Source organism: Streptomyces globosus (assembly GCF_003325375.1).
GTDB lineage: Bacteria > Actinomycetota > Actinomycetes > Streptomycetales > Streptomycetaceae > Streptomyces > Streptomyces globosus_A.
The window spans coordinates 733,621-757,724 of sequence record NZ_CP030862.1; the positions used below are offsets into that span (position 1 = coordinate 733,621).

Consider the following 24,104-nt stretch of genomic DNA (forward strand, 5'->3'; position numbering starts at 1 on the left):
CGCCCCCGCAGGGCCCCGCCGCCCGCCCGCTCCGGCCGCATCAGGGGGCGAGGCGGCGTTCGAGGCCGTCGAGGATGAGGTCCAGCCCGTAGTCGAACTCGGCGCCGTGGTCGTAGCCGGGCTGCATGACGTGCTCCCGGGCGAACTCCGCGAGATGCGGGTACGCCTGCGCGGGGAACTGCCCGAGGAAGTCCGCGACGGCCCCTTCCACCTCCCCGGGCTCGAACGGCAGGGCCGCCTCGGTCAGTGCGAAGCCGTAGACGTAGCTGTCCAGCAGCGAGAACGCGTGCGCGGCGAGCGCGAAGGGGAAGCCGCCCCGCCGCAGCGTGGCGATCACCGCGTCGTGGTGGCGCAGGGTGGCCGGGCCGGGGTGGGACCGCGAGTCCATGACCGCGGTCGCCCAGGGGTGGCGGCGCAGTACGGCGCGGGCCGAGTGGGCGCGGTGGTGCAGCGCGCTGCGCCAGTCCGCGTCGGCGGGCGGCAGGTCGATCTCGGCGAAGACGGCGTCGACGATGCCGTCGACGATCGCCTCCTTGTTCGGCACATGGTGGTACAGCGACATCGGCCTGACGCCGAGCTCCTGCGCCAGGGACCTGATCGTCAGGGCGGCGATGCCGCCCTCGTCCGCGACGCGGACCGCCGCGGCGAGCACCCGCTCCCGGGTGAGCGGAGCGTGCTTGGCCATCTCGCCTTCCGTGGGCAACTCGTGGGTTGACTGCTGCCCGAAGGGTACCGTACTAAGTAAGTCGTACTTAGTACGGGAGAGAGGCGGACGGCATGGAACCCACCGGACGGGCGGCAGCGGCCCCCACGCGGGCCGGAGTGATGAAGGCGGTCGTCCAGGAGGGCTACGGGCCCCCCGAGGTGCTGCGCCTGGCCGAGGTGCCCCGGCCGTCGCCCGGGAAGGGCGAGGTGCTGCTGCGGGTCCGCGCGGCCGGGGTCGACCGGGGCATCTGGCACCTCATGGCCGGCCTGCCCTACGTGGTGCGGCCGGTCCTCGGGCTGCGACGGCCGCGGAACCCGGCCGTCGGGCAGGACGTCGCGGGCACCGTCGAGGACGCGGGTCCCGGGGTGACGGCGTTCGCGCCCGGCGACGAGGTCTGGGGCGTTGCGTCCGGCTCCTTCGCCGAGTACGCGGTGGCCCGCGCCGACCGGATCTGCCGCAAGCCGGCCCGGCTGGGCTTCGAGGAGGCGGGCGTGCTGGCGGTGTCCGGGCTCACGGCGCTCCAGGGCCTGCGGGACGCGGGACGGGTCCGGCCGGGGCAGCACGTCCTGGTGGTCGGGGCCTCGGGGGGCGTCGGGACGTACGCCGTGCAGGTGGCCAAGGCGCTGGGCGCCGAGGTGACCGGCGTGTGCAGTACCGCCAAGGCCGACCTGGTCCGCGCGGTCGGCGCGGACCACGTGGTCGACTACACCCGCACCGACTTCGCGGCCGCCGGCCGCCGCTACGACGTGGTCCTGGACATCGGCGGGAGCAGTCGGCTGTCCCGGCTGAGGGCGGTGCTGGCACCGCGCGGGACGCTCGTCATCGCGGGCGGCGAGGACGCCGGCGACTGGCTCGGCCTGCGGCGGCAGTTCGCCGCGCTGGCGCTCGCGCCGTTCGTGCGGCAGCGGTTGGCGGTGTTCGTGGCCAAGACGCGCCGCGCCGACCTGGAGGCGCTGGCCGATCTCGTCGAGGCCGGCCGCCTCACACCCGTCGTGGGTGCCCGGTTCGCGCTGGCCGACGTACCGGAGGCGCTGCGCCTGCTGGCGGCCGGCGGGGTGCGGGGCAAGGCCGCCGTCGTGGTCGGCGAGGAGGGCCGGGCCTAGCGCCGCGTCCGGCGGGGCTTCGCGGGCTCCGGGGCGGCCGCCTCGGCCTCCGCCTCGGCGTCCGGCTGGGGGTCCGGGTCGGGGTCCGAGGCGCGCTTGCCCCGGGAGACGGCCGTCTGCGCCATGCCGGGCAGGAAGTCCGCGAACAGCTCGTGCACTTCCCGTACGAGCGGGCGCAGCACCCGGAACCGGGCCAGCACGATGCCGCGCGTCGTGAGCTGCGCGCCGCGCTCTGCGAGCCGCCGGGTCTTGACGCTGCCGGGCGAGCGGTCGAAGACCCAGTACAGGACGAGCCCCATCTGCGAGAGCCACATCAGCTCGGGCAGGACGTCGGCCAGTTCGTCCGGGACCTTGGTCTTCGCTCCGGCCAGCACCTCGCGGTGCATGTCGATCGCGGCCTTGCGGGCGGGCTCCGACTCGGGGGAGAAGGGGCTGAGCGGGCTCTCCGGGTCCGCCGCGTTCTTGAAGAACTGGGAGGCGAACTCGTGGTAGGGCTCGGCGACGTCGAGCCAGCTCGTCAGTACGCCCGCGAGCCGCTTCTGCAAGTCGGTCTCCCGGTCCAGGACGGGCCGGACCGCCGCCTGGTGGGCGGCGCCGATCCGGTCGTAGAAGCCCTGGACCAGGTGTTCCTTCGACTCGTAGTAGTAGTAGGCGTTGCCGACCGATACTCCCGCCTCCTTGGCGATGGCCCGCATGGTCGTCTTGTCGAACCCGCGCTCCTGGAAGAGGCGGAGTGCGGTTTCGAGGATGAGCGTGCGGGTCTGCTCGCTCTTGGGAGCCTTCTGATCAGTCACGGTGTACGAGCCTATCGGGGCGGCGGGCAGTGGTCTCCACAGGCGGCCTCCTGCGCATCCTCCGCCTCCTCCCCGGCCGTATCCGCCGCGGACGGCCCGCCGGGTCCGGTCCGCACGGCCTGCCGCCAGGCGGAGGCCGTGTACATGGCACCCCGGGCGAAGGGGCGGCCTGCCGGGGTGGCGAGCCACTCGGCCTTGGGCCGGTGCTCGGCCAGCGCCCACAGGCAGACGATGAAGGCGTCGGTGCCGGTCCACAGCTGTCCGGAGTCGCCGACGACGGTGATCTCGCGGAGCGTTGCCGCGTGGTCGAGCCCGGGGTAGAGCCGCCGGGCCTCGTCGGACCCGGCGGGGACGAGCCGCAGGGGGACGAGCAGGTGCTGTCCGAGGAGCCAGTGCCGGATGTGCACGCACAGCGGGCAGTCGGCGTCGTAAAGGACCGTCAGCTGCCTGACGGGCGGGGCGCCCTGCGTCTCGGGGGCCATCGGTCAGGCCCCGGCCGGCTCGGTCCAGCCCTGGGGCGCGGGGGGCGCTGTCCAGCCCTGGGGGGCGACGGGCGGGACCTGGCGGCGCTCCATGATGCCGCGGCGCCGCATCTTGTTCAGCACCCACACGTTGCCCAGGTGCATCACGCCGAGGACCAGCAGGACCACGCCGAGCTTGACCGAGAGGGCCTCGAAGAGGGTGCGGGCGGTGTCGATGGTGTCGGCCGAGCGCAGGTAGAGCGTCACGAAGCCGATGTTGACGAGGTAGAAGCCGACGACCAGCAGGTGGTTCACGGCGTCGGCGAGCTTCTCGTTGCCGTGCAGGACGTCCGCGATGAAGATCCGCCCGTTGCGGCTGAGGGTGCGGGCGACCCAGATGGTGAGGCCGATGCTGATGAGCAGGTAGATGACGTACGCGACGACGGTGAGGTCCATGCCTCGCCCCCCTTGAACGTGTTCAACTCGTTGGCAGGACTGACTGTAGGCCTCTTTTTGAACAGGTTCAAGCAAACGGCGCGAGAGGGTGCGGGTGCGCGCGGCGGGCTCCCGGAGTCCGCCGCGGCCCTCAGCGCCCGCGCCCGCCGAGCAACTCCAGCAGCAGGGCGGTGGCCTCCTGCGGGCGCTCCAGCGACGGAAGGTGCCCCGCCCACGGCAGCTCCACGTGGCGGGCGCCGGGGATGCGGCCCGGGAGGGAGGCCGCGATCTCGCGGAAGTCCGGCAGGTCGTGCGCGCCGCCGACCGCGAGGGTCCGGGCGGTGACCGCGCCGAGGTCGGCCTCGCGCGGGGGCAGCTCGTGGTCCTCCGCCGCCGACAGCGCGGTCTCGAAGCCGCGGCGCTGCATGGCGCGGACCAGGTCGCGGGTGCGGTCGTCGGCGGACGGGCCGAGCCAGGTGCGCACCATGAGCTCCACCGCCCCGTCGATGTCGCCCGCCTCCAGCAGCGCGTCCTCCAGGTCGCCGACCTCGCGCAGCTCAGGGCCGGGTACGTGGCCGTCGACGGCGGGGCACAGCAGCGCCAGGTCGGAGACCCGGTCCGGGTGCAGGGCGGCGACCTGCAGGGCGACCCGGCCGCCGTACGAGGAGCCGACCAGGGCGGCGCGTCCGATGCCGAGGGCGTCGAGCAGGGCGAGGACGTCGTCCTCGTCGCGGTAGGGGGCGGTCGCGGGCGGCGAGTCGCCGCAGGTGCGGAAGTCCATCCGGACGACCCGGAACCCGGCGGCGGCGAGGGGCTCCCACTGCGGCTGCCACATCCGGCGGTCGCAGACGGAGGAGTGCAGCAGCACCAGCGGGGGGCCGTCGGCCGGACCTGCGGTGTCATGGGCGGGAAGAGTATTGATCACGGCCTCATCCTGGCGGACCGCGGCCGCCCCGCGCCCCCGGTTTCCGCGCCCCCGGCACCGGCCCGCCCGCGGGTCCGCCCGCCGGGCCGTCAGATGCTGAGCGAACGGGCCTGGTTCACCATGCTCATCACCCAGTGGAAGGTGTTCTGGTCCGTCGCCGGGATCATCGTGGAGTGGTGGCGGCCGCCGCTGGTGACGGTGACCTGGATGAACCCGGTGGTGACCTTCTCCTTCATCAGCAGGAACAGCAGCCCCAGCAGGCAGAAGAGGAAGAACACGATGGCCAGGACGATGGCGTGCGTCGGCATCTTCGTCTCGGTGCGGGAGAAGTCCGTCGCGTTCCACATCGCGCCCCGCAGCGGCATCGTGCCCGAGGGGGTGATGATCTGGTCGCCCGCGATCGTGATGTCCCCGATCGTCAGGCCCGCACCGCCCGCGCCCGCCCCCGCGACGGGCGCGGGCGGGTAGCCCGGGACGGGGCCCGGCGGCATCGCCGGGGGCTGGGCGGGCGAGGGGATGCCCGCCCCGCCGACGGTCGGCTGGTAGGCCGGCGGCGCCGGGTACGGCTGCGGGTACCCGTAACTCGGGCTGCCGGGGCTTCCGTTGCCGCTCGGGTAGGGATTCGGCTGCTGGTCACTCATGCGGCCGATCCTCGCACAGAAGCGGCCGCCCGCCCCCGGGCCCGGCGCAATCGCCCCTCCTCCGGGAACACGCCGCGGGGGCGCCGCTCCGGTCGTCGACCGGGGCGGCGCCCCCGCGGGTGGTGCGTACGGCCCGAGGGCTCAGAAGCGGCGCGTGATCAGGGCGCGCTTGACCTCCTGGATCGCCTTCGTGACCTCGATGCCGCGCGGGCAGGCGTCCGTGCAGTTGAACGTGGTGCGGCAGCGCCACACGCCGTCCTTGTCGTTCAGGATCTCCAGCCGCTGCTCGCCGGCCTCGTCACGCGAGTCGAAGATGAAGCGGTGCGCGTTGACGATCGCCGCCGGGCCGAAGTACTGGCCGTCGTTCCAGAACACCGGGCAGGAGGACGTGCACGCGGCGCACAGGATGCACTTGGTGGTGTCGTCGAAGCGCTCGCGGTCCTCGGCGGACTGCAGGCGCTCACGGGTCGGCTCGTTGCCCGTGGTGACCAGGAACGGCATGACGTCCCGGTACGCCTGGAAGAAGGGCTCCATGTCGACCACGAGGTCCTTCATCACGGTCAGGCCCTTGATGGCCTCGACGGTGATGGGCTTCTCCGGGTTGATGTCCTTGATCAGCGTCTTGCAGGCGAGCCTGTTCTTGCCGTTGATCCGCATCGCGTCGGAGCCGCAGATGCCGTGCGCGCAGGAGCGGCGGAAGGTGAGCGTGCCGTCCAGGTTCCACTTGATCTTGTGGAGGCCGTCGAGCACGCGCTCCTTCGGGTCGATCTCGATCTGGAAGTCCTGCCACTCCGCCTGGTCGGAGACCTCGGGGTTGAATCGGCGGATCCGGAACGTGACCGTGATGTACGGGGAGTCGGCGGCCGGCGCCGCGTCGTCCTTCTTCACGAGGGTCGGGGTGGCCATCAGTACTTACGCTCCATCGGCTGGTAGCGGGTGGTGACGACGGGCTTGTAGTCGAGCCGGACGGAGTCCTTGCCGTCGGCCGCCACCTCGCGGTACGCCATGGTGTGGCGCATGAAGTTGACGTCGTCGCGGTTCGGGTAGTCCTCGCGGTAGTGGCCGCCGCGGGACTCCTTGCGGGCCAGGGCCGAGACGGCCATGACCTCGGCCAGGTCGAGCAGGTTGCCCAGCTCGATGGCCTCCAGCAGGTCCGTGTTGAACCGCTTGCCCTTGTCCTGGATCGAGACGTTCTTGTAGCGCTCGCGCAGCTCCGCGATCTTCTCGACCGCCGTCTTGATGGTCTGCTCCGTGCGGAACACCGACACGTTGGCGTCCATCGTCTCCTGGAGCTCGTTGCGCAGGTCCGCGACCCGCTCCGTGCCCGTGGAGTTCCGCAGCCGCTCGACGAGGTCGACCACCAGCTCGGCCGGGTTCTCCGGCAGCTCGACGTAGTCGTTCTCGGTGGCGTACCTCGCCGCGGCGATGCCGGACCGCTTGCCGAAGACGTTGATGTCCAGCAGCGAGTTGGTGCCCAGGCGGTTCGCGCCGTGCACCGACACGCACGCGACCTCGCCGGCCGCGTACAGGCCGGGGACGACGGTGGTGTTGTCCGCCAGGACCTCGCCCTCGACGTTGGTCGGGATGCCGCCCATGGCGTAGTGCGCGGTCGGCTGGATCGGGATCGGGTCCGTGTAGGGCTCGATGCCGAGGTACGTGCGCGCGAACTCGGTGATGTCGGGCAGCTTGGCGTCCAGCTGCTCCGGCGGGAGGTGCGTCAGGTCCAGGTACACGTGGTCGCCCTCGGGACCGCAGCCGCGGCCCTCGCGGATCTCCGTGTAGATGGAGCGGGAGACGACGTCACGGGACGCGAGGTCCTTCATGACCGGCGCGTACTTCTCCATGAAGCGCTCGCCGTCCTTGTTGCGGAGGATGCCGCCCTCGCCGCGGGCGCCCTCCGTCAGCAGGATGCCCATGCGCCAGATGCCCGTCGGGTGGAACTGGAAGAACTCCATGTCCTCCAGCGGCAGGCCGCGCCGGTAGCAGGCCGCCTGGCCGTCACCGGTGAGGGTGTGCGCGTTGGAGGTCACCTTGAAGAACTTGCCGTTGCCGCCGGAGGCGTAGATGACGGCCTTCGCCTGGAAGATGTGGATCTCGCCGGTGGCCAGCTCGTACGCGACGACGCCGGCGGACTTCTTGACGCCGTCGACCTCGGTGATCAGCTGGTCCAGGACGTAGAACTCGTTGAAGAACTCCACGCCCTCCTTGACGCAGTTCTGGTACAGCGTCTGGAGGATCATGTGGCCGGTGCGGTCCGCGGCGTAGCAGGACCGGCGGACCGGCGCCTCGCCGTGGTTGCGGGAGTGGCCGCCGAAGCGGCGCTGGTCGATGGTGCCGTCCGGGGTGCGGTTGAACGGCAGGCCCATCTTCTCCAGGTCGAGGACGGCGTCGATGGCCTCCTTCGCCAGGATCTCGGCGGCGTCCTGGTCGACCAGGTAGTCACCGCCCTTGACGGTGTCGAAGGTGTGCCACTCCCAGTTGTCCTCCTCCACGTTCGCCAGCGCGGCGGCCATGCCGCCCTGCGCGGCGCCCGTGTGGGAGCGGGTGGGGTAGAGCTTCGTCAGGACCGCGGTGCGGCTGCGCTTCGTCGCCTCGATGGCGGCGCGCATGCCCGCGCCGCCGGCGCCGACGATGACGGTGTCGTACTTGTGGATCTTCATGGGATGTTGTCGCCTCAGCCCCGTTGCCTAGCGGATGTTCGGGTCGAAGGTGAAGATCACCAGCGTGCCCAGGAGGATGGTGAACACCGTGGCGGTGTACAGCAGGCCCTTCAGCCACAGGCGCGTGTTCGCGCGCTCCGCGTAGTCGTTGATCACGGTACGCAGGCCGTTGGCGCCGTGCAGCATGGCCAGCCACAGCATCAGCAGGTCCCAGACCTGCCAGAACGGGGACGCCCAGCGGCCCGCCACGAAGGCGAAGCCGATCTTGGACACGCCGCCGTCCAGCACCAGCTGGATCAGGAGGTGGCCGATGACCAGGACGACGAGGACGATGCCCGAGAGGCGCATGAAGAGCCACGCGGCCATCTCGAAGTTGCCGCGCGTCGAGCGCGGCGTCTTCCCGGTGCGCTTGCGCGGGGCCTCGATGTACGGAGCCGGGTTGTCGACGTCGTAGAGGCTCACGCCCTCCACGTCGCCGATGGCCTTGGCGGAAGAAGTGTCAGAGGACATGCGCGTCACTTCCCGAACAGTTCAGCGGCTGCGTGGCCGAGCACGGGGTACAGGGCCCCGACCATCAGCACGAACCAGATGCCCATGACCCACCAGAGCATCGCCTTCTGGTGGCGGGGCCCCTTGGACCAGAAGTCCACGGCGATGACACGGAGACCGTTGAGCGCGTGGAAGAGGATGGCGGCGACGAGGCCGTACTCCAGCAGCGCGACGATCGGGGTCTTGTAAGTCGCCACGACGTCGTCGTACGCCTCGGGGGAGACGCGGACGAGAGCGGTGTCGAGGACGTGTACGAACAGGAAGAAGAAGATGAGGACGCCGGTGACTCGGTGAGCCACCCAGGACCACATTCCTTCCCGGCCGCGGTACAGCGTTCCAGCCGGCACGGAAAACCCTCCGGAAGCGGGGCGGGGGCCAGCCGGCTTCGTTGTCGGTCGGGCCCGGCCGGGTACGGTCCACCGGCCCCGGACATCGTAGCGACGCTTTGTCGGTTCCTTCGCGCGGGGTCCGCCGGTGTGATCAAACAGGCACGGACGGCCTATCCCGCACGGGCGAATCGCCCCGTTTAGGCGCTGATACCCCTTCGCGGGAAGCGAGCCGGTCCGTCAGGTCGGCGAGCCGGGCCAGCGCGAGCCGGCGCAGCTCCTCCGCGGAGATCGCCCGCTCCTCCTCCACCTCCAGGCCCATCCGGCGGCGGATCGCCGCCATCAGCTGCCCGGCCCGCTCCTCCGGCGGATGCCCGTCGAGGCAGATCACGAAGGAATGCCCGAACGTGCGCTCGTACTCCGCCCGGGCGGCGTCCAGCGCGAGCCGGGCCGCGTACGGCGCGCCGTCGGCCAGCTCCGCCGGCGGCTCGACGGCCAGCGCCCCGACGAGATCGGAGTCGGACAGGTCGTACGACGCCTCGTCGGCCGCGGCGCGCAGAGCGCCCGCGTCCGGGTACGGTCGGTGCGCGGCCACCTGCTGCGCCCACCGCGGGCTGCCGCAGCACTGCAGCAGCACGGCTTCGGCGAGCTCGGCGGGCAGGGCGTTGAACCGCGCCAGGCCGCGGTCGCCGGAGAGGGCGGAGCTGCCGCGGGCCTGCGCCGGAAGGTGGCTCGACAGCGGGGGCTCCTCGGGGCGCGGTGCGGGTGTGCCGCAACGCTAGCGACGCCGGACGCGGTCCGCTGTACCGATTCGGGGTTTTCACCCGGAAGTAAGCCGAAAGGATGAGCGGGATGTCCGGCTGCGCGCACACCAGGGGTGCCGGGAGGCGGGGAGAGGGTCGCGGAAGCGCGCCGGAGGGGGTGGAAGACGACCGAGGCCGCCACCCCCCACAGGAGAGGCCCCGGTCGCCGTCCGTACGGGCTCGTGCGACAAGCCCGTACCCTCCTCAGCGCCGCGCGTGCGTTTTGTGTCACACCCCGCTTCGCGCACGCTTGATTGCAGGCCGTACAACTCGTGGACGAAGGTACTTGAAAGCCGTAACGTGCTGATTTGCGCCACACGTACAGGACAGTGAACGGGTTGGGGACTTTGCTGGGGGACGACGCGGAGCTGACCGCCGCCGTGCTCGCGGCACAGGACGGCGACGAGAACGCGTTCCGTGCTGTGTACCGCGCCGTGCACCCGCGGCTGCTGGGGTACGTCCGCACCCTCGTCGGGGACTCCGACGCGGAGGACGTGGCCTCCGAGGCGTGGCTGCAGATCGCCCGCGACCTCGGGACCTTCACCGGCGACGCCGACCGCTTCCGCGGCTGGGCGGCCCGGGTGGCCCGCAACCGGGCGCTGGACCACATCCGCATGCGCGGACGCCGCCCCGCCGTCGGCGGGGACGAGACGGAGCTGACGGGCCGGGCCGCCGACAGCGACACCGCGGCCCTGGCGATGGAGGCGCTGTCCACCGGCCGCACCATGGAGCTGATCGCGCGGCTTCCGCAGGACCAGGCCGAGGCCGTCGTGCTGCGTGTCGTGGTCGGCCTGGACGCCAAGAGCGCCGCCGAGACCCTCGGGAAGCGCCCGGGGGCCGTGCGGACCGCCGCCCACCGCGGGCTGAAGAAGCTGGCGGAGCTGCTCGGGGCCGAGGGCTCTCCCGCGCCGGAGGCGGAGGCCGGCTCCAGGGCGGCCGCGGCCGTCGGCCATAATGCCGGTGGCCAGGGCCGGGACACCGCGGGCGAGCGGGACCTCGACGCGGTTCCCGCACAGCGAGGCGGCCGGGGCGGCGGCCTCGTGGAACAAACCGGTGTGACGCATTCACGTTGGCGGACGCAGAAGGACATGTGATGGCCGACGAGCGCAACAGGTGGCTGGACCGGGCTGCCTCGGAACGAGTGCTGCGCGGCGCACCTGCCTCCGACGGCGCGGATCCGCGCGACCCGGAGGCCGAGGCGCGCCTGCGGGCCGCCCTCGACATGCTGGTGCCGCCGCCGGCGCCCCCGGATGCGGAACTCCCCGGCGAGGCCGCCGCGGTGGCAGCCTTCCGCGCCGCGCGCGCCGCGGCGGGAGCCGCCGGCGAGGCGGAGCACTCCGGTGCGGCCGGTGCGGCCGTCCCCCTGGTGGAACTCGGCAGGGCGCCCTCCGCGGGTATCCCGGCGCAGGCGCATGGCTCCGCCGGCGGCCGGCGCGGCAGCCGCCCGGCGCGCTTCGCGCTGGCCGCGGCGCTGGCCGGGGTCGCCGTCGGCGGGCTGGCCGCGGCCGCGGGCGCCGGGCTGCTCGACCGGATCACCCACGACACCGCGGGCCCCGCCCCGGCGGTGTCGCTCAGCGCCGACGAGGACCCCGCGCAGCCGGGCCAGACCGTACGCCCCTCCTCCCCGCCGCAGCTCGTGCCCTCGCCGTTCCGCGGCGACGGCGCCGTACCGCCCTCGGGCACCCCGGCCACCCCCGGCGGGGAGACGGGCGCGGGCCAGGGCCGCGGCGGCGGCGGCGAGCCGGGCCTCGGCGCGGGCGGCACCGGCACGGCCCCGGACACGGCGACCGACGGCGGCAGCACCCGCGGCACCGGCAAGGAGACCCTGGGCGGCGCCACGCTGCTCGAACGGGAGCGGGAGACGCGCCGCAAGGCGGTCGACCTCTGCGAGGCGTACCGCTCGGGCCAGATGAACCCCGACCGCCGCGACCGGCTCTCCCGGCTGGCCCAGGGCATCGCGAAGATCCCGCACTACTGCGAGATGCTGCTTGACGGCCCCCGCGAGTCCGGCGGCTCCACGGCCCCCCGCGACCGCGCCGAACCGGGTGCTGTCCTGAAAACGCCCCGGCTGGGCCAGGCGCCCGCGGACCGGCCGGCCCTCCCGGGCCCGACGGCGTCCGCCCGCGTCCCCGTCTTCCGCTGACCCCCCGCCCCCCGCGCGTCCGCGGCGGGGCGCGTTCGGAGGGAAACACGAGGTGGGCGCGGAGCCGCTGTAACACTTTTCGAACCCGCGGCGCAGTACAGAACGAGCCGACTGGTCATCGGCCGCGCAAGAGCCGGGGTTCCCCCCGTACCCCTGGGCTCTGCGCACACGGCGCGGGCGGGGTTCGTTCCCCCGGCCCTGCCCGCGCCCCCCTTCCCTCCCCCTCCCCGCGGTACGGCGCCCTGCGCGCACCGAAAGCGCCCCGCCACCTCGCCCCGCCCCCTGCGGGCCGCCCGCGGGCAGCAGAAAGCCCGGGCGCCGGCAGGGCCGGGCACCCGGGCTCGTGTCGGCGGGGCCCCTGGGCGGGGGCTCCGGCGCCGGCCTGCGGGTCACCAGTAGACGACGACCTTGTCGCCGACCTTCACCTGGTCGAACAGCGCGGCGATCTTGCCCTTGTCGCGGACGTTCACACAGCCGTGCGAGGCGCCGTTGTAGCCGCGCGCCGCGAAGTCCGCCGAGTAGTGCACCGCCTGGCCGCCGCTGAAGAACATCGCGTACGGCATCGGCGTGTGGTAGATCGTCGACGTCCAGTCCTTGGCCTTCCAGCCCACGCTGAACTCGCCCTCGCGGGTCGGCGTGTTCTCGGAGCCGAAGCGGACGTCCATCGTCGAGATGATCTTTCCGTCGATCATCCAGGCGAGGGTGCGGCTCTCCTTGCTGATGCACATGACCCGGCCCTGCATGCAGCGCGGGTCCGGCGCGTCCGCCTCGTTGACCGCGGGCGGGCGCAGCTCGTCGGCGGTGGGCTTCTTGCTCATGGCCTGGATCTTCTTCCAGGTGGCCGCGTCGACCGCACCCGTGGCGGGCAGGCCGTTCTTGGCCTGGAAGGACTTGACGGCGGAGGTCGTCTTGGAGCCGTAGAAGCCGGTGGGCTTCACCGACATGAGCTTCAGCTGCTTCAGGCGGGCCTGGAGCTCGCGGACCTGCTCGCTGTCGTCGCCGTTCGCCATGATCGCCTTGACCGTCGGGGACGGCGAGGCCGAGGCGGACGGGGACGCCGACTGCGACGCGGACGGCGAGGGCGAGGCCGCCTTGCCGTCGTCGGACGGCGACGCGGAGGGCGACGGTTCCGCCGCGGACGCCGAGGGCACCGCCGACGCGGCGCCGGCCGGCGCCGACTCCGACGGTCCGCACGCCGTCGCGGCGAGCGCGACGGCGACGGCCGCTCCGAGCGCGCGGACTATGGCTTTCTGGCGGTGCATGGCTGTCCCCCCGGGATTTCTGCTTCGTGTACCTAGGTGATGCCTGGCGGGCGTGGAGAGTTGCACACGCGGACGGGATGTTGCGCCATTGTGACCAGCGGCCGTCAGGGGACGGCCCGCAGCCGTCGCGGGGAAGGTTGTATCAGCCCCGGGGCCCTTTGCTCTACGGAGGGTTTGGTCACATGGCGAGCACCGAGAGCGGAAACCCCATCGAACCGGTCTACGGGCCGCGGGACCTGACGGGATGGGACCCGGAGGTCAAACTGGGCGAACCGGGAGCGTATCCGTACACAAGAGGGATTTACCCGACGATGTACACCGGCAAGCCGTGGACGATGCGGCAGTACGCCGGCTTCGGAACGGCCGCCGAGTCCAACGCCCGCTACCGCCGGCTCATCGACGCGGGCGGCACCGGCCTGTCCGTCGCGTTCGACCTGCCCACCCAGATGGGCCACGACTCCGACGCCCCGCTCGCCCACGGCGAGGTCGGCAAGGTCGGCGTGGCGGTCGACTCCCTCGACGACATGCGGGCCCTCTTCGCCGGGATCCCCCTCGACCGCGTCTCCACGTCGATGACCATCAACGCGCCCGCAGCCCTGCTGCTGCTCCTGTACCAGCTCGTCGCCGAGGAGCAGGGCATCGCCGGCGACCGGCTCACCGGCACCGTCCAGAACGACATCCTCAAGGAGTACATCGCCCGCGGCACCTACATCTTCCCGCCCGGGCCCTCGCTGCGGCTGACCGCGGACACCTTCCGGTACTGCCGCGCCGAGATCCCCCGCTGGAACACCATCTCCATCTCCGGCTACCACATGGCCGAGGCCGGGGCCTCGCCCGCGCAGGAGGTCGCCTTCACCCTCGCCGACGGCATCGCCTACGTGCGGACCGCGCTGGCCGCCGGGATGCACGTCGACGAGTTCGCCCCCCGGCTGTCGTTCTTCTTCGTCGCCCGCACCACCCTGCTGGAGGAGGTCGCCAAGTTCCGGGCCGCCCGGCGCATCTGGGCGCGCGTCATGCGCGAGGAGTTCGGGGCCCGCGACCCGAAGTCGCAGATGCTGCGGTTCCACACCCAGACGGCGGGCGTCCAGCTGACGGCGCAGCAGCCCGAGCTGAACCTCGTGCGGGTGGCCGTCCAGGCCCTGGCGGCCGTCCTCGGCGGGACGCAGTCGCTGCACACCAACTCCTTCGACGAGGCGATCGCCCTGCCCACGGAGAAGGCGGCCCGGCTGGCGCTGCGCACGCAGCAGGTCCTCGCGCACGAGACCGACGTCCCGCACACCGCCGACCCGTTCGCCGGGTCCTACGCGGTGGAGCGGATGACGGACGGGGTCGAGGAGGCGGCCCTCGCGCTGATGCGGCGCGTGGAGGACCTCGGCGGGGCGGTCGCCGCGATCGAGGCCGGCTTCCAGAAGGCGGAGATCGAGCGGAACGCCTACCGCATCGCCCGCGAGACCGACGCCGGCGGGCGGGTCGTCGTCGGCGTCAACCGCTTCGCCCTCGACGAGGAGGAGCCGTACGAGCCGCTGCGCGTCGACCCCGCCATCGAGGAGCGGCAGCGGGAGGCCCTCGCCCGGCTGCGGGCGGAGCGCGACGGCGCGGCCGTGGCGGCGGCGCTCGGCGCGCTGCGCCGGGCGGCCGAGGGCGCGGACAACGTCCTGTACCCGATGAAGGAGGCGCTCCGCGCCCGCGCGACGGTGGGGGAGGTGTGCACGACCCTGCGCGGGGTCTGGGGGGCGTACGAGCCTGTCGGTTCCACATGGTGAAACACCTGGCGCGACAGCAGCAACCCTGTGGAACACTCCTGCCCATGCTGGGCGTCACCGATCTGCCGACCTACCTGGCCGGCCTCCTCCTGATCATCCTGCTGCCGGGGCCGAACTCCCTCTACGTGCTCTCCGTCGCCGCACGGCGCGGCGTGCGCACCGGGTACAAGGCCGCCGCCGGCGTCTTCACCGGCGATGCCGTCCTCATGACACTGGCGGCCGCGGGCGCCGGGGCGCTGCTCCAGACCAGCCCCCTGCTCTTCGGCGTCGTCAAACTGCTCGGCGCCGGCTACCTGACCTGGCTCGCCGTCGGGATGCTCCGCGGGGCCTGGACGCTGTGGCGGTCGCGGGCCGGGCGGGACGAGCCCGGCGCGGCGGAGCCGCAGCCGGCCGGGGAGGCCGCCGCCGAGCGGGAGCGGCCGTACCGGCGGGCCGTCGTGATCAGCCTGCTCAACCCGAAGGCGATCCTCTTCCTGGTCTCCTTCTTCGTGCAGTTCGTCGATCCCGGCTACGCCTACCCGGCGCTGTCCTTCCTGCTGCTGGGCGCCCTGCTCCAGCTGGGCAGCTTCCTCTACCTGACGCTGCTGATATTCGGCGGCACCCGCCTGTCGGCCGCCTTCCGCCGCCGCCGGCGGCTGAGCGCCGGGGCGACCTCCGCCGCGGGCGTCCTCTTCCTCGGCTTCGCGGCCAAGCTCGCCACGGGGTGACATCAGGGGGCGCGCACGCTGCTCGGCGCGCCGTGCGATGGGCCGAGGCGCCGTCAGCTCCCCGTCCACGCCCGTCCACACGCCCCCGTACGCAACGGCGGTCCGGGCGGCCACGGGGCCGGATGAGCGCGCGAGTTTACCCCTGGGTGCAACCGGTCATGCGTCCAGAGGCTTGGTTTTTTTCCCCTGACGGCATGAACTTTTGCTGATCTCCATCCAGTTGGACCATTCGTGCGCCTACCCTTCAACGGGTGAACCAGTTGATGTCCCGCGAGTCCCAGACCGTCCTGCCCGGTGTGCCCTCCCAGCCCGAGCTGCCGGGGAAGCTGCCGGACCACCTGCGTGCCGAACTGATCGCCTTCCGCCGGGACTTGCACATGCACCCCGAGCTAGGACACCAGGAGTTCCGCACCACGGCGGCCATCAAGGCCCGACTGGAGGAAGCCGGCCTGCGCCCACGCGTGCTGAAGTCCGGCACCGGGCTGGTGTGCGACGTGGGCACCTGGGACGGCGGCCGGCCGATGCTGGCCCTGCGTGCGGACATCGACGCCCTTCCCATCCCCGACGCCAAGACCCACGTCCCCTACCGCTCGACGGTCCCCGACCGGGCCCACGCCTGCGGCCACGACGTCCACACGGCAGTCGTCCTCGGCGCCGGGCTGGTGCTCGCCGAGCTCGACCGGCAGGGCCTGCTGCCCCGCCCGGTGCGGCTGCTGTTCCAGCCGGCGGAGGAGGTGCTGCCGGGCGGGGCGACCGACGCCATCGCCGCCGGCGTCCTCGACGGCGTCGGCAAGATCATCGCGGTGCACTGCGACCCCCGCGTCGACGCCGGGAAGATCGGCCTGCGGACCGGCGCGATCACCTCGGCCTGCGACCGGCTGGAGGTCACCCTGGAGGGGCCCGGCGGCCACACCGCCCGGCCGCACCTGACCACCGACCTGGTGACGGCCGCGGCGCGGGTCGCGGTGGACCTGCCGGCCGTGGTGGGCCGCCGCATGGACGCCCGCTCCGGCATGTCGATCACCTGGGGGAGGATCGAGACCGGCCACGCCTGCAACGTCATCCCCATGCGCGCGGAGCTGTCCGGGACCATCCGCTGCCTCGACATCAACGCCTGGCACGAGGCCCCCGACCAGATCCACGCCGCGATCGACGAGATCGCCTCGCTGCACCGCGCGAAGTCGGAGATCACGTACGTGCGCGGCGTCCCGCCGGTCGTGAACGACCCGGCCGTCACCGAGCTGCTGCGCGAGTCCATGACCGCCCGCTGCGGGGCGGCGTCCGTGGAGGGCACCGAGCAGAGCCTCGGCGGAGAGGACTTCTCCTGGTACCTGGAGCACGTCCCGGGCGCGATGGCCCGCCTCGGCGTCCACCCTCCGGGCGGCTCCGTCAAGAAGGACCTGCACCGGGGCGACTTCGACGTCGACGAGGACGCGATCGCCGTCGGAGTGGAGTTCTTCACGGCCGCGGCCCTGCTCGACGGCCGCCGTGGAAGCCCGGTCGGGTAAAAATCTTCACCTCATCTGAGCGGCGCCCGGCACAGCTGTCCAGCCCTTGATACACAAGGGCTGGACGCCTCGGCAGTCACCAACCGGTCACTGTCCGGTTCGCGACGATCCGATAACGACTCCTGAACGGGCTCTTAACTGACATCTACGCGCGTTACGATCGCCGCGAAACCAGCGCCGGTCATGGCGCTTTCGGTCAGGTTTTGAAGGAGCCTCCCCTTGCGCCGGATCACCAGGATCGCCACCGTGGGCATCGCGTCCGCGGCGCTGGCCCTCTCGGCCACCGCCTGTGGCGGAAAGAACTCGTCCGACTCCGCCTCCTCCACGGAGACGGGGCAGAAGTCCGCAGCCATCGCCTACGACATCGGCGGCCGCGGCGACCAGTCCTTCAACGACGCCGCGTACGCGGGTCTGGAGAAGGCCGAGAAGGAACTGCAGGTCAAGGGCGCGGAAGCCGAGCCCACCGAGGGTGAGAGCGAGGCCGACAAGGTCCAGCGCCTCACCGAGCTCGCGCGCAAGGGCCACAACCCGGTCATCGGTGTCGGCTTCGCGTACGGCGCCGCGATCGAGAAGGTCGCCCCGAAGTTCCCGAAGACCACCTTCGGCCTCATCGACGACGCGTCGAAGACCGGCCCGAACATCGCCAACCTGGTCTTCAACGAGGAGCAGGGCTCCTACCTGGCCGGCGTCGCCGCCGCCAAGGCCTCGAAGACCGGCACCGTCGGCTTCATCGGCGGCGTCGAGGTTCCGCTGATCAAGAAGTTCGAGGCGGGCTTCACCCAGGGCGTCAAGGACACCAACCCCAACGCCAAGGTGCTGTCGACCTACCTGAGCCAGCCGCCGGACTTCTCCGGCTTCGCCAAGCCCGACCTGGGCAAGGCCGCTGCCAAGGGCCAGCTGGACAACGGCGCCGACGTGATCTACGCCGCCGCGGGCCTCGCGGGCTCGGGTGCGATCGAGGCCGCCGCCACCGCCGGCAAGTGGGCCATCGGCGTCGACTCCGACCAGTACAACCAGGCCGGCCTGGCCAAGTACAAGGACAAGATCCTGACCTCGGTCACCAAGGACGTGTCCGGCTCCGTGTACAACCTGATCAAGTCCGTCCAGGACGGTTCGCCGCAGTCCGGCGAGATCCGCTACGGCCTCGACAAGAACGGTGTCGGCCTGGCCGACTCCAACCCGGAGTACAAGAACATGGCCGAGCTGCAGGCCGCGGTGGAGAAGGCCAAGGCCGACATCATCGCCAAGAAGATCAACGTCAAGACCGCGCCGTAAGGCCTACCCTGACGTGAGGTAGAACGGTCTCCGGGGTTCGGGAAGCGGTCTCACCGCTCCCGGGCCCCGGGCCGCGTTCCGTGTTCCTTGTGGCCGCATGGTCGCAAGTTTTCACTTCCGACAGTGCTACGCGCGTAGAGGCATCGTGGACGCGATACCTTCTCCCCCCGCCCTGTCCCCCCGCCACACCGGCTTCCAGCTCCTTCCGCGCCAAGGAGAGTGCGTCATCAACGCGTCCAGCCCCCCTGCCGTAGAACTGCACGGCATCACGAAGCGTTTCCCCGGCGTCGTCGCCAACAAGGACATCGCCATCACCGTCCGCAAGGGCACGGTCCACGCCCTCATCGGTGAGAACGGTGCCGGCAAGTCGACCCTGATGAAGATCCTCTACGGCATGCAGAAGCCGGACGAGGGCACCATCGCCGTCGACGGGGAGCAGGTCTCCTTCAACAACCCGGGCGACGCCATCGCCCGCGGCATCGGCATGGTCCACCAGCACTTCATGCTCGCCGACAACCTCACCGTCCTGGAGAACGTGGTCCTCGGCGGCGAGAAGCTGTACGGCATCGGCGCCAAGGCCCGCAAGAAGATCCAGGAGATCTCGGACGCGTACGGCCTCGGCGTGCGCCCCGACGCGCTCGTCGAGGACCTCGGCGTCGCCGACCGCCAGCGCGTGGAGATCCTCAAGGTCCTCTACCGCGGCGCCCGCACCCTCATCCTCGACGAGCCCACCGCGGTGCTCGTGCCGCAGGAGGTCGACGCGCTCTTCGACAACCTGCGCGAGCTCAAGGCCGAGGGCCTGACCGTCATCTTCATCTCGCACAAGCTGGGCGAGGTGCTGAAGGTCGCCGACGACATCACCGTCATCCGCCGGGGCACCACCGTCGGCACCGCCGACCCCAAGACCGCCACGACCAAGCAGCTCGCCGAGCTGATGGTCGGCAGCGAGCTGCCCTCGCCGGAGACCCGCGAGTCGACGGTCACCGACGTCCCGATGCTGAAGGTCTCCGACCTGCGGCTGGCCGCCACCGACCCCGACGGCGTCGTACGCGAGGTCCTCGCCGGGATCGACTTCACCATCCACAAGGGCGAGGTCCTCGGCATCGCCGGTGTCGAGGGCAACGGCCAGACGGAGCTCATCGAGGCCCTCATGGGCATGCTCCACCCGGACGGCGGCACCGTCACCCTCGACGGCGAGGACATCTCGGCCAAGCCGACGCGCAAGCGGCGCGAGGGCGGCATCGGCTACATCCCCGAGGACCGCCACCGCCACGGCCTGCTGCTGGAGTCCCCGCTGTGGGAGAACCGCATCCTCGGCCACGTCACCGAGCAGCCCAACTCCAAGCGCGGCATCCTCGACCCGAAGGCCGCCCGCAAGGACACCGAGCGGATCGTGCGCGAGTACGACGTGCGCACCCCCGGCATCGACGTGACCGCGGCCTCGCTCTCCGGCGGCAACCAGCAGAAGCTGATCGTCGGCCGCGAGATGAGCCACAACCCGAAGTTCCTCATCGCCGCCCACCCCACCCGCGGTGTGGACGTCGGCGCGCAGGCGCAGATCTGGGACGCGATCCGCGAGGCCCGCCACGAGGGCCTGGCCGTGCTCCTGATCTCCGCCGACCTGGACGAGCTGATCGGCCTGTCCGACACCCTGCGCGTCATCTACCGCGGCCGCCTGGTCGCGGACGCCGACCCGGCGACGATCACGCCCGAGGAGCTCGGCACCGCCATGACGGGTGCCGCCCGCGGCCACCTGGAAGCCACCGACAACCCTTCCGCCGCTGCCGACGGTGACACGACGGAGGACGAGGCCTGATGAAGAAAATCGACAAGGACCGGCTGCTGCTCGCGGCCGCCGGCCCGGCGCTCGCTCTGGTCAGCGCCTTCGCCCTGACCATGATCGTGCTGGCGGCCTCGGGCGTGAACCCGGTCGAGCCGCTGCAGATCATGGTGGAGCAGGCGAGCTACGAGGACGTCCAGATCCTGATCCTCAACCAGGCGGGCATCTACTACCTGGCAGCCCTGGCCGTGGCCATCGGCTTCCGGATGAACCTCTTCAACATCGGTGTCGACGGCCAGTACCGCCTCGCCGCGATGGTCTCGGCCGTCATCGGCGCCGCCGTCACGCTGCCCGGTCCGCTGCACATCCTGATGATCGTGGCCGTGGCCATGCTCACCGGTGCCTTCTGGGCCGGCATCGCGGGCGTCCTGAAGGCCAAGCGAGGCGTCAGCGAGGTCGTCTCGACGATCATGCTGAACGCCATCGCCACCGCCCTGATCGCCTGGCTGCTCCTCCCGACGAACCTGGGCGTCCAGGAGGAGGGGTCCAACGACCTCACCACCGGCAAGATCGCCGAGTCCGGCTGGTTCCCGGCGCTGACCGTCGGCGACGGCCTGGAGATCTACGGCTTCACCTTCGTCGCCTTCGCCCTGGGCATCGTCTACTGGTTCGTCCTCAACCGGACCCGCTTCGGCTTCGACCTGCGCGCCACCGGCGCCAGCGAGTCCGCCGCGCAGGCGTCCGGTGTCGACGCCAAGAAGATGATCATGACGTCGATGCTCATCTCCGGCGCGGTCGCCGGCCTCACCGGCATGCCGCTCCTGCTCGGCGAGTCGCACACGTACAACCTGTCCTTCCCCCTCGGTGTCGGCTTCACGGGCATCACCATCGCCCTGCTCGGCCGCAACCACCCGGTGGGCATCTTCTTCTCCGCCCTCCTGATCGCCTTCATCGACAAGGCCTCCGCCGGCCTCGACACCGCCGGCTACGCCAGGGAGATCGGCACGATCATGCAGGGCCTGATCGTGATCGCGGTCGTCGTCAGCTACGAGCTCGTGCGCCGCTACGGCATCCGCCGCCAGCAGCAGAAGGTCGGCGAGGAGCTCGCCGCCGGGCACGCCATCAAGACCGACAAGGAGGTCACGGCGTGAGCACCAGCACCGTTTCCGCGACGAGCGCCGCGCCCAAGAAGGGCGGCGGACGCCGCAAGCTCACCCTCCCCTGGATCCTGCTGATCATCGCGGGCGGCCTCGCCCTGATCTCGCTGGTCCGGGTCATCTCCGGCGCCGACGACCTGACGTCCGTCGGCCAGATCTCCGGCGCCCTCCAGCTCGCCGTGCCGATCGCCCTCGCGGGCCTCGGCGGCCTGTGGGCCGAGCGCGCGGGCGTGGTCAACATCGGCCTCGAAGGCATGATGGTCCTCGGCACCTGGTTCGGCGCCTGGGCCGGCTACCAGTGGGGCCCCTGGACCGGTGTCGTCATGGGCCTCGTCGGCGGCGCCCTCGGAGGCCTGCTGCACGCGATCATCACCGTGACGTTCAACGTCAACCACATCGTCTCCGGTGTGGCGGTCAACATCCTGGCCATCGGCTTCACCCAGTACCTGTCGAACTTCACCTTCGGCGAGGCCCCCGGCGGCTCCTCCAAGCAGTCCCCGCGCATCGAGCCCATCACGGAGATCACCATCCCAGGGCTCTCCGACTGGCTGGCCACCCTCCAGGCCAAGCACTGGTTCTTCGTCTCCGACGTCGCCGGCGTCGTCGGCGGCCTGGTCACCAACCTCTCGCTGCTGACCGTCGTCGCGGTGCTCCTCATCCCCGCCACCTGGTGGGTGCTGTGGCGCACGGCCTTCGGCCTGCGGCTGCGCTCCTGCGGTGAGAACCCGGTCGCCGCCGAGTCCCTCGGCGTCAACGTCTACAAGTACAAGTACATCGCCGTGATCGTCTCGGGTGCGATGGCCGGCCTCGGCGGCGCGTTCCTCGCGATCGTCTCCACCGGCATCTACCAGGAGGGCCAGACCGGCGGCCGCGGCTACATCGGCCTCGCCGCGATGATCTTCGGCAACTGGATGCCGGGCGGCATGTCCCTGGGCGCGGGCCTCTTCGGCTTCACCTACAGCCTCAAGCTGCGCGGCGGTGCCGAGAACGTCCACGCGATGCTGCTGCTGCTCGCGATCCTCCTCGTGGCCGTCGTCGTCTGGCAGCTGTACAAGAAGAAGCACGTCCAGGCGGCCATCTCCGCGGCCTGCGCGGCCGGCCTGTTCGTCTGGTACACCCTGACCGACGCCGTCCCGAGCCAGTTCGTCGACGCGGCCCCGTACGTGACGACGCTGCTGGTCCTGGCGCTCTCGGCACAGCGCCTGAGAATGCCGAAGGCGGACGGCATGCCGTACCGCAAGGGCCAGGGCAAGTGACGACGGCGACCCACGCCGACTGGGAGGCCCTGCGGGCAGCCGCCCGGGACGCCATGTCCCGGGCCTACGCCCCCTACTCCGGCTTCCCGGTCGGCGCCGCCGCCCTCACGGACGACGGCCGCACCGTGACCGGCTGCAACGTGGAGAACGCCAGCTACGGGCTCGGCCTGTGCGCCGAGTGCGGCCTGGTCTCCGCGCTGCAGGCCACGGGCGGGGGCCGCCTGACGCACTTCACCTGCGCCGACGGCAACGGCGACGTGCTCGTCCCGTGCGGCCGGTGCCGCCAGCTGCTCTTCGAGTTCGGCGGCCCCGAGCTGCTGGTGGACACCCCGAAGGGGATCCTCCCGCTTGCGGAGATGCTGCCCCAGGCCTTCGGGCCCGACCACCTGAGATAACCGTGCCGACGGCCCTTCGCCCTGCGGGGCGGAGGGCCGTCGCAGTCCCGCGGACCACCCACACCCCTCTATGCGCGTAGAAGGAAGCACCACATGGACGTCATCTCCGTCATCCGCACCAAGCGGGACCGCGGCGAGCTGAGCCCCGAGCAGATCGACTGGGTCATCGACGCGTACACCCGCGGTGTCGTCGCCGACGAGCAGATGTCGGCGCTGGCCATGGCCATCCTGCTCAACGGCATGAACCGGTCCGAGATCGCCCGCTGGACCGCCGCGATGATCGCCTCCGGCGAGCGGATGAACTTCGACTCCCTCTCCCGCCCGACCGCCGACAAGCACTCCACCGGCGGCGTCGGCGACAAGATCACCCTGCCGCTCGCCCCGCTCGTCGCCGCCTGCGGCGCGGCCGTCCCGCAGCTCTCCGGCCGCGGCCTCGGCCACACCGGCGGCACCCTCGACAAGCTGGAGTCCATCCCCGGCTGGCGCGCCCTGCTCTCCAACGAGGAGATGCTGCACGTCCTGGACACCACCGGCGCCGTCATCTGCGCCGCCGGCGACGGCCTGGCCCCCGCCGACAAGAAGCTGTACGCCCTGCGCGACGTCACCGGCACCGTCGAGGCCATCCCGCTGATCGCCTCCTCGATCATGTCCAAGAAGATCGCCGAGGGCACCGGCTCGCTCGTCCTCGACGTGAAGGTCGGTTCCGGCGCCTTCATGAAGAACATCGAGGACGCCCGCGAGCTGGCCTCCACCATGGTGGCCCTCGGCACCGACAGCGGCGTGAAGACCATCGCCCTGCTCACCGACATGTCCACCCCGCTCGGCCTGACCGCCGGCAACGCGCTGGAGGTCCGCGAGTCCGTCGAGGTCCTCGCCGGCGGCGGCCCCGCCGACGTCGTCGAGCTGACCATCGCCCTGGCCAAGGAGATGCTGGACGCCGCGGGCATCAAGGACGCCGACCCGGCCAAGGCCCTCGCCGACGGCTCCGCCATGGACGTCTGGCGCCGCATGATCCAGGCCCAGGGCGGCGACCCGGACGCGGCCCTGCCCGTCGCCCGCGAGCAGCACACCGTCACCGCCCCGGAGTCCGGCGTGCTGACCCGCCTCGACGCGTACGCCGTCGGCGTCGGCGCCTGGCGCCTGGGTGCGGGCCGCGCCCGCAAGGAGGACCCGGTGCAGGCCGGCGCCGGCATCGAGCTGCACGCCAAGCCGGGCGAGCAGGTCACCGCGGGCCAGCCGCTGATGACGCTGCACACCGACACCCCGGAGAAGTTCGACTACGCCCTCGCGTCGCTGGAGGGCTCGTACGACATCGCCCCGGCGGGCACCGCGTTCACCGCGAACCCGATCGTCCTGGACCGCATCGCCTGATCCCGGACCGTCCGCCGCGGAGCGGGCGGGGCAGGCGCCGCGCGCGCCCGCCCCGCCCGCTCCCGTGTGTGCGGGGCCGTGCGA

24 protein-coding genes are annotated in these 24,104 nt (G+C 71.9%); 12 read left to right on the forward strand and 12 right to left on the reverse strand.

What is annotated here, in order from left to right; all coding sequences use genetic code 11:
• Positions 1–40: 40 nt before the first annotated feature.
• A complete protein-coding gene (locus C0216_RS03510; protein WP_114053830.1) occupies positions 41–685 on the reverse strand; it encodes a TetR/AcrR family transcriptional regulator in 645 nt (214 codons plus the stop codon).
• Positions 686–777: 92 nt separating this feature from the next.
• Here C0216_RS03510 and C0216_RS03515 point away from each other — a divergent pair, with 92 nt between their 5' ends.
• Positions 778–1,809: an NAD(P)-dependent alcohol dehydrogenase gene (locus tag C0216_RS03515; RefSeq protein WP_246042300.1), complete on the forward strand. Its 1,032-nt coding sequence runs from the start codon at positions 778–780 to the stop codon at positions 1,807–1,809.
• Here C0216_RS03515 and C0216_RS03520 read toward each other — a convergent pair.
• The 10 genes from C0216_RS03520 to C0216_RS03565 form a co-directional block, all read right to left on the reverse strand.
• Positions 1,806–2,603 (reverse strand): TetR family transcriptional regulator, encoded by a 798-nt coding sequence (locus C0216_RS03520; protein WP_162793109.1) that lies wholly within the window; start codon positions 2,601–2,603, stop codon positions 1,806–1,808. The two genes, C0216_RS03515 and C0216_RS03520, sit on opposite strands and share 4 nt — an antisense overlap.
• A gap of 11 nt (positions 2,604–2,614) precedes the next feature.
• Positions 2,615–3,085: a thiol-disulfide oxidoreductase DCC family protein gene (locus C0216_RS03525; protein ID WP_114053832.1), complete on the reverse strand. Its 471-nt coding sequence runs from the start codon at positions 3,083–3,085 to the stop codon at positions 2,615–2,617.
• A gap of 3 nt (positions 3,086–3,088) precedes the next feature.
• Positions 3,089–3,520, reverse strand: coding sequence for a hypothetical protein (locus C0216_RS03530; protein WP_114053833.1), 432 nt, complete (start codon positions 3,518–3,520; stop codon positions 3,089–3,091).
• Positions 3,521–3,650: 130 nt separating this feature from the next.
• Positions 3,651–4,424: an alpha/beta fold hydrolase gene (locus C0216_RS03535; RefSeq protein WP_246042302.1), complete on the reverse strand. Its 774-nt coding sequence runs from the start codon at positions 4,422–4,424 to the stop codon at positions 3,651–3,653.
• An 89-nt stretch (positions 4,425–4,513) separates the two neighbouring features.
• Positions 4,514–5,065 (reverse strand): hypothetical protein, encoded by a 552-nt coding sequence (locus C0216_RS03540; protein ID WP_114053834.1) that lies wholly within the window; start codon positions 5,063–5,065, stop codon positions 4,514–4,516.
• A gap of 141 nt (positions 5,066–5,206) precedes the next feature.
• A complete protein-coding gene (locus C0216_RS03545; protein ID WP_114053835.1) occupies positions 5,207–5,971 on the reverse strand; it encodes a succinate dehydrogenase iron-sulfur subunit in 765 nt (254 codons plus the stop codon).
• Entirely contained in the window at positions 5,971–7,725 is a 1,755-nt protein-coding gene (sdhA, locus tag C0216_RS03550; RefSeq protein ID WP_114053836.1) for a succinate dehydrogenase flavoprotein subunit, read from the reverse strand. The genes C0216_RS03545 and sdhA overlap by 1 nt, the downstream gene beginning before the upstream one ends.
• Positions 7,726–7,752: 27 nt before the next feature.
• On the reverse strand, positions 7,753–8,235 hold the full coding sequence (locus C0216_RS03555; protein WP_030027687.1) for a succinate dehydrogenase hydrophobic membrane anchor subunit: 483 nt from the start codon (positions 8,233–8,235) through the stop codon (positions 7,753–7,755).
• Positions 8,236–8,240: 5 nt separating this feature from the next.
• On the reverse strand, positions 8,241–8,621 hold the full coding sequence (gene sdhC / locus C0216_RS03560; RefSeq protein WP_114053837.1) for a succinate dehydrogenase, cytochrome b556 subunit: 381 nt from the start codon (positions 8,619–8,621) through the stop codon (positions 8,241–8,243).
• A 133-nt stretch (positions 8,622–8,754) separates the two neighbouring features.
• On the reverse strand, positions 8,755–9,237 hold the full coding sequence (locus tag C0216_RS03565; RefSeq protein WP_428985384.1) for a 2-oxo-4-hydroxy-4-carboxy-5-ureidoimidazoline decarboxylase: 483 nt from the start codon (positions 9,235–9,237) through the stop codon (positions 8,755–8,757).
• A 513-nt stretch (positions 9,238–9,750) separates the two neighbouring features.
• Here C0216_RS03565 and C0216_RS03570 point away from each other — a divergent pair.
• A complete protein-coding gene (locus C0216_RS03570; protein WP_114053839.1) occupies positions 9,751–10,497 on the forward strand; it encodes an RNA polymerase sigma factor in 747 nt (248 codons plus the stop codon).
• Positions 10,497–11,546, forward strand: coding sequence for a hypothetical protein (locus C0216_RS03575; RefSeq protein WP_114053840.1), 1,050 nt, complete (start codon positions 10,497–10,499; stop codon positions 11,544–11,546). Before C0216_RS03570 ends, C0216_RS03575 begins: the two co-directional genes overlap by 1 nt.
• 389 nt (positions 11,547–11,935) lie before the next feature.
• Here C0216_RS03575 and C0216_RS03580 read toward each other — a convergent pair whose 3' ends face one another.
• Positions 11,936–12,808, reverse strand: a complete 873-nt coding sequence (locus C0216_RS03580; RefSeq protein ID WP_114053841.1) for a L,D-transpeptidase family protein — start codon at positions 12,806–12,808, stop codon at positions 11,936–11,938.
• Between the two features lie 182 nt (positions 12,809–12,990).
• Between C0216_RS03580 and C0216_RS03585 the strand changes: the two genes are divergently transcribed.
• The 9 genes from C0216_RS03585 (at position 12,991) to C0216_RS03625 (ending at position 24,020) form a co-directional block, all read left to right on the forward strand.
• The gene (locus C0216_RS03585; RefSeq protein WP_114053842.1) at positions 12,991–14,571 is read left to right on the forward strand and encodes an acyl-CoA mutase large subunit family protein; all 1,581 of its coding nucleotides are present in this window, start codon (positions 12,991–12,993) and stop codon (positions 14,569–14,571) included.
• A gap of 44 nt (positions 14,572–14,615) precedes the next feature.
• Positions 14,616–15,278, forward strand: coding sequence for a leucine efflux protein LeuE (gene leuE, locus C0216_RS03590; RefSeq protein WP_114053843.1), 663 nt, complete (start codon positions 14,616–14,618; stop codon positions 15,276–15,278).
• 263 nt (positions 15,279–15,541) lie between these two features.
• A complete protein-coding gene (locus C0216_RS03595; protein ID WP_114053844.1) occupies positions 15,542–16,786 on the forward strand; it encodes an amidohydrolase in 1,245 nt (414 codons plus the stop codon).
• 219 nt (positions 16,787–17,005) lie between these two features.
• A complete protein-coding gene (locus C0216_RS03600) occupies positions 17,006–18,061 on the forward strand; it encodes a BMP family lipoprotein (RefSeq protein ID WP_114053845.1) in 1,056 nt (351 codons plus the stop codon).
• Between the two features lie 97 nt (positions 18,062–18,158).
• The gene (locus tag C0216_RS03605; protein ID WP_428985385.1) at positions 18,159–19,877 is read left to right on the forward strand and encodes an ABC transporter ATP-binding protein; all 1,719 of its coding nucleotides are present in this window, start codon (positions 18,159–18,161) and stop codon (positions 19,875–19,877) included.
• A complete protein-coding gene (locus C0216_RS03610) occupies positions 19,877–20,992 on the forward strand; it encodes an ABC transporter permease (protein ID WP_114053846.1) in 1,116 nt (371 codons plus the stop codon). The genes C0216_RS03605 and C0216_RS03610 overlap by 1 nt, the downstream gene beginning before the upstream one ends.
• A complete protein-coding gene (locus C0216_RS03615; RefSeq protein WP_114053847.1) occupies positions 20,989–22,254 on the forward strand; it encodes an ABC transporter permease in 1,266 nt (421 codons plus the stop codon). Before C0216_RS03610 ends, C0216_RS03615 begins: the two co-directional genes overlap by 4 nt.
• Entirely contained in the window at positions 22,251–22,649 is a 399-nt protein-coding gene (locus tag C0216_RS03620) for a cytidine deaminase (RefSeq protein WP_114053848.1), read from the forward strand. The genes C0216_RS03615 and C0216_RS03620 overlap by 4 nt, the downstream gene beginning before the upstream one ends.
• A gap of 93 nt (positions 22,650–22,742) precedes the next feature.
• On the forward strand, positions 22,743–24,020 hold the full coding sequence (locus C0216_RS03625; RefSeq protein WP_114053849.1) for a thymidine phosphorylase: 1,278 nt from the start codon (positions 22,743–22,745) through the stop codon (positions 24,018–24,020).
• The last annotated feature ends 84 nt before the right edge of the window (positions 24,021–24,104 follow it).

Bases quoted from the DNA above. Each gene is read 5' to 3' on its own strand.
- C0216_RS03510 (WP_114053830.1), bottom strand. From the start codon at position 685: ATGGCCAAGCACGCTCCGCTCACCCGGGAGCGGGTGCTCGCCGCGGCG.
- C0216_RS03515 (WP_246042300.1), top strand. From the start codon at position 778: ATGGAACCCACCGGACGGGCGGCAGCGGCCCCCACGCGGGCCGGAGTG.
- C0216_RS03525 (WP_114053832.1), bottom strand. From the start codon at position 3,085: ATGGCCCCCGAGACGCAGGGCGCCCCGCCCGTCAGGCAGCTGACGGTC.
- C0216_RS03530 (WP_114053833.1), bottom strand. From the start codon at position 3,520: ATGGACCTCACCGTCGTCGCGTACGTCATCTACCTGCTCATCAGCATC.
- C0216_RS03540 (WP_114053834.1), bottom strand. From the start codon at position 5,065: ATGAGTGACCAGCAGCCGAATCCCTACCCGAGCGGCAACGGAAGCCCC.
- C0216_RS03545 (WP_114053835.1), bottom strand. From the start codon at position 5,971: ATGGCCACCCCGACCCTCGTGAAGAAGGACGACGCGGCGCCGGCCGCC.
- sdhA (WP_114053836.1), bottom strand. From the start codon at position 7,725: ATGAAGATCCACAAGTACGACACCGTCATCGTCGGCGCCGGCGGCGCG.
- C0216_RS03555 (WP_030027687.1), bottom strand. From the start codon at position 8,235: ATGTCCTCTGACACTTCTTCCGCCAAGGCCATCGGCGACGTGGAGGGC.
- C0216_RS03575 (WP_114053840.1), top strand. From the start codon at position 10,497: ATGGCCGACGAGCGCAACAGGTGGCTGGACCGGGCTGCCTCGGAACGA.
- C0216_RS03580 (WP_114053841.1), bottom strand. From the start codon at position 12,808: ATGCACCGCCAGAAAGCCATAGTCCGCGCGCTCGGAGCGGCCGTCGCC.
- C0216_RS03585 (WP_114053842.1), top strand. From the start codon at position 12,991: ATGGCGAGCACCGAGAGCGGAAACCCCATCGAACCGGTCTACGGGCCG.
- leuE (WP_114053843.1), top strand. From the start codon at position 14,616: ATGCTGGGCGTCACCGATCTGCCGACCTACCTGGCCGGCCTCCTCCTG.
- C0216_RS03595 (WP_114053844.1), top strand. From the start codon at position 15,542: ATGTCCCGCGAGTCCCAGACCGTCCTGCCCGGTGTGCCCTCCCAGCCC.
- C0216_RS03605 (WP_428985385.1), top strand. From the start codon at position 18,159: ATGGTCGCAAGTTTTCACTTCCGACAGTGCTACGCGCGTAGAGGCATC.
- C0216_RS03610 (WP_114053846.1), top strand. From the start codon at position 19,877: ATGAAGAAAATCGACAAGGACCGGCTGCTGCTCGCGGCCGCCGGCCCG.
- C0216_RS03625 (WP_114053849.1), top strand. From the start codon at position 22,743: ATGGACGTCATCTCCGTCATCCGCACCAAGCGGGACCGCGGCGAGCTG.